Genomic DNA, 12,193 nt, shown 5'->3' with positions numbered 1-12,193 from the left:
TCAATTATTTGCGTGAACAAAGAAAAAATATTATTCAAGTTTTAGGGTTAGGCTTTTTAGTTATGTGGAATGGCAACCCTTTTTAGGACTATTTTTTGGTAGACATTTATTTTTGATAATTAACTGGAGTTAAGTAGTTTAAAGTGCTGTGAATTCTTATGTTGTTATATCAGTTGATGTAATCAAATAATTCTAATTTTAATTGGATTAATGATGTAAAATTTTTATCATTAATAAATTCAATTTTGAAAGTTTTAAAAGTTGCTTCAGCAACAGCGTTATCATAAGGACAACCTTTTTTGCTTAAAGAGCGATTAATATTGAATGCTAGTAAAAGTTTATCAATAATTTTATTATTAAATTCATTACCGCGATCACTATGAAATATTTGAATATCTTTTAAACAACGATTTGAGTGCATAAATGCTTGATGTACTAATGATGCATCTTTTTTAGTACCTACACTATGTCCAATAATTTCGCGGTTAAATAGGTCAATTAATAGGCAAATATAGTTTCATTTACCATTAACTTGAACATAAGTTAAATCACTAACAATAACTTCATTTTTAAGCCTATTATTAAAGTTTCTATTAACGATATTGGTTATTTGACTATCGTTGACTTTATTATGATGATTTTTGAATGATAATTTAGTGTATTTTGATATTAAATTATGTTTATTCATAATTTCTTTAATTTTTCTGCGTGACAAATAAATATTCTTTTCTTTTAGAACAACTTTTAATCTTCTTGTTCCATAAACTTCTTTATTTTCTTTAAAAGCACTAATAACAGCTTCATCATAAATATTATTTTGTTTTTTTTCTTTTTCCTTTAAATTAAAATAATATGTTGATTTAGAAAGTTTTAAAAAACGACACATTGTGCGAATTTTATATTTAACTTTATTTTTAGCAATAATTTCTATTTTCTGCCTATTATTAGTGCTGCTTGCTTTAAAATATCATTTTCCATTCGTAACTGTTTTAATTCTTTTCTTAATTTAATTAATTCATTTTCTTCAATAGAACGATTATCTTTAGTTTTAAAACTGCCTGAATTAGTAAATTGCTTAATTCAATTATAAGTAGCTGCTCTTGTAACATTGTACTCTTTAGCAAAACAAGACACTGACTTACCGCTTTGATATAAAGCTACTATTTGTTTTTTAAATTCATCGGTATATGAGTTAATATTGGCCATAATTATAGTTCCTTTCTTTTAACTAATTTGTTCACTTGTCTACGTAATTAGTGTCCAATAAAGTGTAACCTATCCAATTCAAAATTTTGTTTTGAACTAAAAACACGATCAAATTGCAATTCTCTTTGTTTTTGCTTTTTTTGCTTATTAAGTTGATATCATTTTTGATTATTTTTTAGTTCCTCTTCCTTATTGGTTTTATATAATGTCTGTCTATATTCTTTTTTTCTTATTTTCACTTCACGTTTTTGAGCATATTCTCTCATTTTCAATTTTACTTCAGATCTTTGAGTATATTCTTTCTTTTTCAATTTTACTTCAGACCTTTGAGCATATTTTTTCTTTTTTGCTTTTACTTCTGGCCTTTGAGCATATTCTCTCATTTTTTCTTTATTTTTATGATATCACTCTCGATCATATTTTCTCCTTCTTTCCTTCACTTCAGGTCTTTGCATATATTCTCTTCTTCTCGCCTTTACTTCTGGCCTTTGAGCATATTTTTTCTTTCTTACTTTTACTTCAGGTTTTTGATTATATTCTTTTATTTTTGCTTTTATTTCAGGTTTTTGATCATATTTTTGTTGTTTTTCTTTATTAGATTGTTTATTAACTATTTCATTAATTTGAAATGAATAAACTGTATTAATAACTATACTTCCATTATTCATGTTTTTCCCTTCTAAATATAATTAATTAAATTTAATTTAAACTTTTACCACATTTTTCTATCTATCAAAAATTATATTTATTTTTTTTGATAAATAAAACTGTATTATTGTGAATTTTTTTTCAAATTCTTAATAAAATAAAAAATTTTATAGTATAAAATAACCATAAAATTTTTTATTTTTTATTATATTTTTAATTAAGTCTTGGAAAATATTACTAAAAAAGTAAAATTTAATTTCAAAATTAATTCATCATTAAAATTATTAATAACTAATTTTATCGTTTAGATTTATTGAAAGCAATACCCAATGCTTTTGGTGTTTTACTTCATTTTGATGTAAACACTAAAACTAATAAAGATGTTACAAAAGGCAATATATTCCATATATCAGAATTACTTGATATTCATTGAGGAATATTTGGTAAAAACGTAATTCTGGCACCTGTTGTTTCAACAATAGCAAATAAGGCAGCACCAATTGTAATCAATGGTACCCTTCATTGTCCAAAAATTAAAATAGCTAAAGCAATAAAACCATTTCCACTAACTGTTCCACGAAAAGTTTGACTAGCATACATTGGAAAAATACCACCAGCAATTCCTGCTAAAAAACCAGATAATAATACAGCAACATATCGTTGTTTAATAACATTAATTCCCGCAGCATCAACTGAATTGGGATTTTCACCAGTCGCAACATGATGTAATCCTCATTTAGTATATTTCAAAATAATAGCAATACTGACTAAAACTATAATTGCTAAAAATAAATATAAATTAAAAAATTCATTATTACCAATTTTTGGTAATTGATAAATATTTGTTAATGAAATAAAACCATTATTCCCTGGTAACTGAACAACAAAAACTGCAATTGCTGCTGCTAAAATATTAATTGCAACGCCAGAAATAATTTGATCAGATTTTAAAGTAACTGATGCAAAAGCATGGAAACAAGCAAATCCCATTCCCGCTAATCCACCTACTAATAAAGCAATAATTTGTGATCAATTACCTCAATTAACACCTATATTTTTTCCAAATGAAGAAAAAGCAAGAGCACCAATTGTCATCATTCCTTCAATACCAATATTAACAACACCAGCACGTTCTGAAATTAATCCAGATAATGCACCAAGTACTAAAACAACAAAAATTAAACTAGAATGTTCAAGAATTATTTTGAGTGCTTCCATTAACTTTTTCCTCCTGTTCTTTCGGTTTTTATTTTCATAATTGCTTGTTGTTCATTTTTAAATATATCAGTAAATTTATTAATAAAAGTTGTCTTTTCAATTTCCGCTTTTTTAGTAAATTGTTTGGTTAATATATTAATATTACTATTAATTGGGATAATTTGACTTTTTAATTGCTGTTTGTTAATTTTATAATTTTTAATTAACTCTTTAACATTATTTTTATAATTAGTTTGAAGTTGATGTTTTGCTAAAATTAATTGTTTTTTTATTTTTTTATCATCAGTTTTAACTTTTTGATTTTTTAATGACTTTAATTCATCACTTAATTCTTGTTTCAATTTATTAATTTCTCGATAAAGATTTAATTTTAAGTCTTTTACTCTTGACTTATCTAATATTGCTTTTTGTTTTTTTAATAATGTTATTTCTCGAATTAAATCTTGCTTATAGTTATAAACATTATTTTCATATTTCATTTTTTCATTAATATACATATTTAAACTTTCACCATAAATCGTTTTTATTTCTTGTTGAAAATTATTTCAATTACCAATTTTACCTTTTTTTCAAATTGCATTATATTGTTTATATATATAATGATTTAAAGCTTTATTTTCTTGGAAAAATTGTGCTCAATTAACACCAACTTTATCATTTTTATTATTAATAACTGCTTGTAACTGTAAGTTGATATCACTATTAACTTTATTAATTTCTTGCGAAAGATTTTGTTTTAAATTTTTAACTACTGACTTATCATCTCATAGTATTTTATTATATTTTCCTTTTAATTGTTCTTTATCAATTTTATATTTTTTAATTAATTCCTTAATTTCAATTTTATAAGTAATTTGAAGTTGACATTTTTTTAAAATTAATTGTTCTTTTAATTTTTTATCATTAGTTTTAACTAATTGATTTTTTAATGACTTTAATTGATCACTTAATTCTTGTTTCAATTTATTAATTTCTTGTGAAAGATTTTGTTTTAAATTTTTAACTTTTGACTCATAATCTGATAATGATTTATTATATTCTATCTTTAAGTGATTAATTTTATTATTTTTTTCTTTAATTAAATCTGATTTTAACTTATTATATTGTCTCTTTATTTTAAAATTTTCAATAAAATGATAGTACATCTTGGCAATAAAACTATTTGTAACTTTTCGTTTTTCTCCATCAAAGGCTATATTTAAATAACGAATTAAAAATTTAATTGGCTGTAAACGAGATAATAAAACTGCACAGGCAGCTGAATAAATAATAACACCAAAAATAATATCACCAGTTGCTGTTGGTAATGTTAATACTGAACCAATTGAACCACCGCTCTTAATTAAACCTCAAAGAAAAGCAGAACCCACAACACCTATTGGATTAATTTGACCAACTAAAGCAACAGCTATACTATCAAAACCAATAGTCGGCAAATCATCAGTTAAAAAACTAATTGAAGGATTTTTGGCAATGTAATAAATAACAGCCATTACTCCTGCTAATGCTCCTGAAATAACAAATGATGTTATGCAATAATGTTTATGATTAATACCACTATAAACCGCAGCAAATGGATTTAAACCTACTGTTCGAATTTTATAACCTAAAGTTGTTTTTTTCAATAAGAATCAAACTGTTATTATTAAAATAATAGAAATTAATAATGGTAGTATACAATTATAACCATTAATACTCATACTCATACTATCATGAATAGTTACTGATGTTCCGTGATCAGCATCATATAAATCTTTATTGATTTTAAATAGTCATTTTACTAAATATCAAATTGTTCAATTTAATAAAATAGAAGTAACAACCTCATGAACATTAAAAAAAACTTTTAATAACACTGTTACCAACGCCACCAATATTGCTGCTAATACTCCAGCAAAAAACGCGCTAATTATAGCTAATGGTTGTGATAAGTCATAACGAACACCAATTGCGATAACAACAGCTCCTGCTGCTAACATTTGACCAGCAACTCCAATATTAAACATTCCTAAGCGGAAAGAAATAACTAGTGCTAATCCTGCTACAATATAAATTGCTCATCAAACTAAAGTATTATCTCAATTATTAGCTGGCCAACTTGTAAAAGCATATGTTAATAACAACTGAAAATAAGTAAAAGCATTTTGACCTGAACCAATTATAACAAAACAAGCAATAATTAATCCAAAAATAATGGCAAAAATTGAACCCTTAAATTTAGTAAGACTACTATTCATTTCTTTTGAACCAAGATATAAACGACTTCGTCGTTTTAAAAATCATGTTTTTTGTTTAAACATTATCTTCATTTCCTTCCATTAACATTTTTTGTCCTGCCATCATTAATCCTAACTGTTCACGAGTAACATTTTTAGCACTAACATTACCAGTAATTTTACCAGCATGTAAAACAACAATTCGATCTGCTAATGACATAACTTCTGATAATTCATAAGAAATTAATAATACTGCATTACCTTCATTTTTTTCATCAAGAATACGACTATGAATATATTCAATAGCACCAATATCCAAGCCACGTGTTGGCTGAGCAACAACTAAAATTTTATGTTTTCTTGTTAATTCTCTACCAACAACCGCTTTTTGTTGATTACCACCCGACAAACCTCTAACTAAAGCAAAACCACTTTTACTACCACGAACATCATAATTATTAATAATATTTTGTGCATAAGATTGAATAGCTTTACTGCGAATCAAACCATGCTTAGAAAAAGGATATTCGCTAATATTTTGTAAAACCATATTATCAATAACATTATAATCTAAAACAAGTCCATATTTATGACGATCTTCAGGAATATGACTTAAACCATTTTTATATAAACTTTGAATTGAACTGTGTTTCATATTCTTATTACCAAAAAAAATATCACCTTTTTCTGGCTTAATTAAACCAGTAATTGCTGAAATTAATTCGGTTTGACCATTACCTTCAATACCAGCAATAGCCACAATTTCTCGTGACTTAACTTCTAAACTAAAATCAGAAAGACCCATTATTGATTTCTTATTACCAATTTTATGAACAAATAAATTATCAATTTTTAATAATACTGGCCCTAATACAACATTACCTTGATTTCTAATATCAACTAAATCTCTACCAACCATCAAAGTAGCAATTTCTTCTTTAGTTTTACTCTTAGATTCAAAAGTTTCAATAACTTTACCTAAACGAATTACTGTAACATTATCAGCAACTTGTTTAACCTCTTCTAATTTATGACTAATAAAAATAATAGTTTTACCATCACGTCTAAGTTCTTCAATAATTGTTAATAAACTAGTAATTTCTTGTGGTGTTAAAACCGCGGTTGGTTCATCAAGCACAATAATACTAGCACCACGATAAAGAACTTTTAAAATTTCAACACGTTGTTGCATACCAACACTAGCATTCTCAATTTTTAAATTAAGTTTAATGTCTAATTTATATTTTTTTGAAATTTCTAAAATTTTAGACTTAGCTTTTTTATAATTAATTCACTGTCATTTATGAACTGGTTCACTACCTAAAATAATATTTTGTAAAATAGTGAAGTTATCAACTAATTTAAAATGTTGATGTACCATTCCAATACCTAATTCACCTGCTCTAATTGGTCCTGATATTACTACTTCTTTACCATTAATTTTAATAATACCTTTTGTTGGTTGATATAGTCCAAATAAGATTGACATTAGTGTCGATTTACCTGCACCATTCTCACCAACCAAAGCATGAATTTCTCCTTTTTTAATTTTAATAGAAATATTATTGTTAGCAATAATAGTATCTAAAAAAACTTTAGTAATACCTTCCATTTCAACAGCATATTGTAAGTTCTGTTTTTCAATATTTACTTGCATTTTATCACCCCTCTTAATTATTTAAATGGATCATATTCTTTTTTAATACCATTAATTCAATAATGATCTTTTAAATTGAGTACTTTTTGTCATCCAGCAGAAATTTTATCTAATCAATTAGTAGTTTCTGTCATTAATGGTGTGTAAATATCTTTATCACCATCTTTAATTGCTTTATTTGGTGCTATTCCAGTAAAATTAGGTCCACCTCTGTATGGTGCATCATCAATAAATGTTTGATCGGCAGTTGGATCAGTTGGATGCTCTGGATTCTGATTAGTTTTACCAACTGATTTTCAGAGCATAAGTTTAATTGAACTAATTAAATCTTTTTCTGCAGAAGTAATAAATCTATCTGCAGATTGTGGATATTGAAGTTGTTGATCTGTATCAACACCAATAATTTTACCTTGACCAGATTTTTTTAATGATGATAAAGTATCTTCGGTTTGTGGTCCTGCTACTGGAAAAATAATATTAGTTTTTTGTCGAGCAAGATCATCATTAATTGCTTGTGAACCTTTTGAACCTTGAGTAAAATCACCACTAAATTGAGTACCTGAATTTATAAATTTAATATTTGGTAATGGTTCTTTAAAATCTGAATTTAAAATTTTAACTCATGATATTAATTTTTCTTCATCTTCTTTATTTTTAAATTTATTATTAAAAAACTGTATGGCTCAATAATAACCATACATATAATTAGTAACTGCTGGAATATCAAGTCCACCATAGGTTGACATTTTTAAATTATCAAGTCCACCATATTGATTAGCATGAGCAGTTAACCATATTGCCCCTGCCAATCCGGCTAAAAAGCCTGATTGTTCTGCTTTGTAAAGTAAACCAGCCAATTGCTTATTAGATTTTGGTACTTCTTTATTTGGAGTATCACCATCAATAAAAATAAATTTCACTTTATGTTTTAAAATAGTATTTTGTGCTTTAACCAAAGCATTATGATGTAAAAATCCTGAAGCAATAATTACTTTACTATTTATGAAAACGGCTTTATTATATGATGTCATTAAATCATCAGTATTAGTTAATTGGGGATTATCTCAAGAAACCTCAACTCTTTTATTTTTATATTGAGGATCAACATAATCACTATGTGTTCAATCATTAAACTCTTTTTTAAACTTGAGAGCAGCATTATATGATGATTCATTAAAAGAAGCATCATTAATAGTATGTCCATCAGTTACAACAGTTATTCGATAAATATTTGGATCATTAAACTGACTATTGCAAGCAATGATTGGTAATATCATTATTACTGACAATGATATTGCACTAAATACAGTAAAAATTTTATGCATACTATTATATTCCTCCTACAAATATATATAAATATTTATATAAAAAAAATATAAAAAAAGAAAGCAAAAACATTGCTTTCTTAATTCAATTATTCAAAATAAAATAAAACTGTGTATAAATAAATTTTGAAAATAAATAGGTGGGAATAACTTACTATTAAAAAATACAGTATATATGTATTTAATATTAATTATTTTCTTATTTTCACAATTAACTCTAAACACTAGTTTCTCCTTTAATGGCATAACTACCATTATATAAGATAATAAAACTTATTCTTTAAAAATTCAAGAATAATTATAATTTTTTTAAAATATATAGTAAAGTTTTATTAAAACTGTGGTTTATACTTTTCAACACTTTCATCAACATAATTTTTTCAAGCATTTTCTCACTTATCACGAGTAGAATCATTAACTAAATCAGCAACTAATTTATTATAAGCGTCAGTTACTTTTTGTGCTAAACGTCAATAATCATTACTATCAATAATTAAGTTATTATAAATAGCACTAATAGAATCATTATTAGCAATTCCAAGATATTGCTGACCACCTAATGCTGGTTGTGATATGCTGCCATCAAAGTATTGTTCACCATTAATAGGTTTAATAACTGAATGTTGATCATCCTTATTATAATCTAAATTAAAAGAATGTCATAATCAAGTATTAACTGACTTATGAATTCCTTTTAAAGCTGATGTAATAAAAATATCTTTAGCATAACTATATTGAACACTTTGATCAACATCGACACCAATAATTTTTGCTTTGCTATTAGTAGTAGAGTTTTTAACAGCTGATACTAAATCAATTGTTTGTGCTCCTGCAACAGGCATTACAATATCATCTTTATATCCATCAATTAATTGTGAAGTTATTGCTTTTGATGATTTTGTACCAGATTCAAAACTACCTGTAAATTGTTTAGGAATTTTATCAAAATAAATATCAAATTTATTAGTTCATTTTTCAATTTTTTCCTTACCCTCTTTAATTCTAATGGCATTAGTCATTTCCAATAAATTATCATTGCTATTACGATATTTATTAAAATAATATACACCTCAATAATAACCCATCATATAACTAACAATAGTATCAGCTGGTAAACTACCAAAAGTTGACATTTTTAAACCATTATCATCATATGTTTCATGATTAGCTGCTAATCATATTGCTCCTGCTAATCCTGATAAAAACCCTGATTGTTCTGCTGAATAACTTAAACACGCTACATCAACTGGTTTTTCTAATTTAGCATCAACTAAAATAAAACGAACACCTAACTTTTTATATTGATTTTGAATAGCTGGTGTTAATGCACCAAGATGATTAAACCCAACAACAATAATTGTTTTAGCACCAGCAAATGTTGCTAAATTATAATTATTTTGTAAAGTTGAAACAGTACTATCTCGTGAAATAATTCAACGTGTTTTCATTTTTTTATTTTTTCAAACTTCATTACCGGGTAAATTACTAATCATAATACGATTATCATTAAATGTTTTAGTAAACTCTTTTGAACCTTCTAATACTTGCTGATTAAAAGCTTTATCAAATAAATCACCACCATCAGTAATTATTCAAATATCACCAACACTAGGAATACTACATCCAATTAATCCTACTGACGAACTATTTATTAACAAAGTAATAATTAATAATTTTAAAAAATATTTCATAAATTTCTCCTATAAATAAAAAAATGTACTACAGTAAAAATATTAATATTTATTTACAATTTTTTTATACTTTATTTTTACCATATTTTTCATCAAAATTAATAATTCCTCTATTATATGCATCAATAATAATTCGTGCGCAATGAACAGGATTATATAAAATATTAGTTTTTAATTATGAATTAGCCATTAACAGTTTAATAAATAGTTCAAAATCATTTTCTTTTAATACAAAATCATGCGTAAAACCTTTTATATCATTCATATCTACTAATAATGCTAAAAGAATTTTATGAATTATTCCTCATGAAGAATTTTTAGCATTACTCTCAATTCTACTAATTGTTGCTTGACGAACACCTACTAATTTCCCCAAATATGCTTGCGTTCAACCAAGTCTTAGACGTATACGCCTAATTTCTACTTCAATTGCCATTTTATTTCCCTCTCTAATTTTAGTTATTCCCAAACTTATTATGTTATGAAAAATTATAAAAAGATAAATTTTATTCTATATTTGCATAAAATATACTAAAATTAATATGGTGATACAAAATGGAAAATGAATTAATTAAATACTGAACAAAAAAAAGTTTTTTTTATGTTAGCATTTTGTGATTAATTGTTCAAATTATATTTATAATAATAGGTTCAATTTTAATAAATACTACTAGCGAAAAAATAATTAATATTTTATTAATAGTTGGCATAAATAGTTTAATTCTATTAATTTTGTTTGCTTTTTCTATTAATCATTATACTTATGAAACGGTTTATCAAATTAAAGTCAAAGGTAGTACTTTTCAAACTAAATTTTATCGTTATCTAATTATTCTATTTAGTTTTGGTTGATTAATTTTTTTCATTTTAAATGCATTATTTATGTTAGTTGAAACTGCCGTTTTTAAAAGCAAACTTGATTATTTTAATAATTTAAACGATCATTGATGAATTTTACTTATTGTAACAATATTTAACGTTTTAATTATTAGCATACATCGACAATTAATGCATTATACATTAACAAATTTACAATTACCATGAAGTAAATATATAAATAATAAAAAGTAGATTATATCTACTTTTTCTTTGCATCTCATAAATTTATAATGTTTTTTGCACTAATTAAACCAAATAATGATCCACAAGCAACTAAACCACCATTCAATCCAATAAAAACAAATGATAATCCTAATACTAAAGTTATTACTCCATTGCCAAGACTAGCAATACTAACAATAATTAATGGTAATAATGTAACAACAATTGAAGCAACTCCAATTACTAAACCAAGAATATAACCAATTCTTTGTTCAAATGCTTTTCTTGAATTTATCATAACTAAAATAAATATAAGAATACCATAAGTTGTTAGACAAGCTATCAATATAATTCATCCCAATCATTGAATAGTACTTAATCCAGAATCAAAAACTTCTTGTAATCATTCTCCAAACTTCCATAATAATTCATAAGAACTTTCCATTAATCCTTTTAAAGAAATCATAATTATAGAAATAACCATTACCGGCATTAATGTTGTCAAAAGTAGATAAATACCAATGTTAGGTAATGTTTTTGAAAATTTTAACATCCTTTTTACCTCTTTATAATTATTATTTCGCAATATTTCTAGTAAACTATTCGTACTTTATCTTTAACATCTTATGCAAAAAAAATTTAAAATCTATAAACAATAATTTTATTTATCAATCATTTTTAAAATTATTAAAAACTAAATGTAATTAATAATTAAGTATCTAATTTTACATTTATCTTAACATTTAGCCAATATAAATCAACAATAATACGTAATTTAAATAGTTAAAAATAATTATATCTTGTCTTTTAAATTTTAAAAATAAATATATTATCTTTATTGATTGTAAAATTTCAAAAAAAATGTTAAAAAAACTACAAACTAAATATAGTTTTTAACCTATTTACTTTCTCAAAGTAAATAGGTTTTTATTTTTAAAAGGAGAAAAAACATGAAAAAAATATTAAAAATAATAAGTGGTTTAATAATTATTACAAGTACAAGTTTAAGCGCTATTGGATGTTATAAAAATAACAATATTTATGATTTAAAAGTGTTACAATCAATAATTTGACAAGAATCAGCAGAAAGAAAAATATCATTATTAAATACTTTTCGTGCAGCAATAAAACAGTATGATGATGTTATAGAAGCAAATAAAAACATTTATCATTAGATGTTATTTACGCAAC

General features: G+C 24.8%; 11 protein-coding genes. 2 read left to right on the top strand and 9 right to left on the bottom strand.

The window, feature by feature from the left end:
- Positions 1-106 precede the first annotated feature (106 nt).
- The 8 genes from AACK89_RS00955 to AACK89_RS00920 all read right to left on the bottom strand — a co-directional run bounded on the left by AACK89_RS00955 (position 107) and on the right by AACK89_RS00920 (position 10,397).
- Positions 107-1,206 (bottom strand): IS3 family transposase gene (locus AACK89_RS00955; protein ID WP_338978692.1). Its coding sequence is split into 2 segments (ribosomal slippage): positions 107-963 and positions 963-1,206, totalling 1,101 coding nucleotides; the frame shifts between segments, so codons are not numbered across the junction.
- A gap of 47 nt (positions 1,207-1,253) precedes the next feature.
- Positions 1,254-1,874: a hypothetical protein gene (locus AACK89_RS00950; protein WP_338978690.1), complete on the bottom strand. Its 621-nt coding sequence runs from the start codon at positions 1,872-1,874 to the stop codon at positions 1,254-1,256.
- A gap of 277 nt (positions 1,875-2,151) precedes the next feature.
- Positions 2,152-3,072: an ABC transporter permease gene (locus AACK89_RS00945; RefSeq protein WP_338978688.1), complete on the bottom strand. Its 921-nt coding sequence runs from the start codon at positions 3,070-3,072 to the stop codon at positions 2,152-2,154.
- On the bottom strand, positions 3,072-5,372 hold the full coding sequence (locus AACK89_RS00940; RefSeq protein WP_338978685.1) for an ABC transporter permease subunit: 2,301 nt from the start codon (positions 5,370-5,372) through the stop codon (positions 3,072-3,074). The genes AACK89_RS00945 and AACK89_RS00940 overlap by 1 nt, the downstream gene beginning before the upstream one ends.
- A complete protein-coding gene (locus AACK89_RS00935) occupies positions 5,365-6,945 on the bottom strand; it encodes an ABC transporter ATP-binding protein (RefSeq protein WP_281748979.1) in 1,581 nt (526 codons plus the stop codon). The genes AACK89_RS00940 and AACK89_RS00935 overlap by 8 nt, the downstream gene beginning before the upstream one ends.
- Positions 6,946-6,962: 17 nt before the next feature.
- A complete protein-coding gene (locus AACK89_RS00930) occupies positions 6,963-8,270 on the bottom strand; it encodes a BMP family ABC transporter substrate-binding protein (protein WP_338978683.1) in 1,308 nt (435 codons plus the stop codon).
- Between the two features lie 332 nt (positions 8,271-8,602).
- Positions 8,603-9,961: a BMP family ABC transporter substrate-binding protein gene (locus AACK89_RS00925; RefSeq protein ID WP_338978681.1), complete on the bottom strand. Its 1,359-nt coding sequence runs from the start codon at positions 9,959-9,961 to the stop codon at positions 8,603-8,605.
- A gap of 175 nt (positions 9,962-10,136) precedes the next feature.
- Positions 10,137-10,397: a helix-turn-helix transcriptional regulator gene (locus tag AACK89_RS00920; RefSeq protein ID WP_338978678.1), complete on the bottom strand. Its 261-nt coding sequence runs from the start codon at positions 10,395-10,397 to the stop codon at positions 10,137-10,139.
- Between the two features lie 119 nt (positions 10,398-10,516).
- Between AACK89_RS00920 and AACK89_RS00915 the strand changes: the two genes are divergently transcribed.
- Entirely contained in the window at positions 10,517-11,032 is a 516-nt protein-coding gene (locus AACK89_RS00915; protein ID WP_338978677.1) for a hypothetical protein, read from the top strand.
- Between the two features lie 7 nt (positions 11,033-11,039).
- Here the strand turns inward: AACK89_RS00915 and AACK89_RS00910 are convergent, their stop codons facing one another.
- Positions 11,040-11,555, bottom strand: coding sequence for a hypothetical protein (locus AACK89_RS00910; protein WP_338978676.1), 516 nt, complete (start codon positions 11,553-11,555; stop codon positions 11,040-11,042).
- Between the two features lie 397 nt (positions 11,556-11,952).
- On the opposite strand from AACK89_RS00910, the gene AACK89_RS00905 reads away from it, so the two are divergent.
- Positions 11,953-12,177 (top strand): hypothetical protein, encoded by a 225-nt coding sequence (locus AACK89_RS00905; RefSeq protein ID WP_252320154.1) that lies wholly within the window; start codon positions 11,953-11,955, stop codon positions 12,175-12,177.
- Positions 12,178-12,193: the final 16 nt, after the last annotated feature.

Source organism: Spiroplasma endosymbiont of Panzeria rudis (assembly GCF_964019705.1).
Classification (GTDB): domain Bacteria; phylum Bacillota_I; class Bacilli_A; order Mycoplasmatales; family VBWQ01; genus Spiroplasma_E; species Spiroplasma_E ixodetis_A.
The sequence above is the reverse complement of the archived record's forward strand: the minus strand, read 5'-3'. Positions and strand labels throughout refer to the sequence as shown.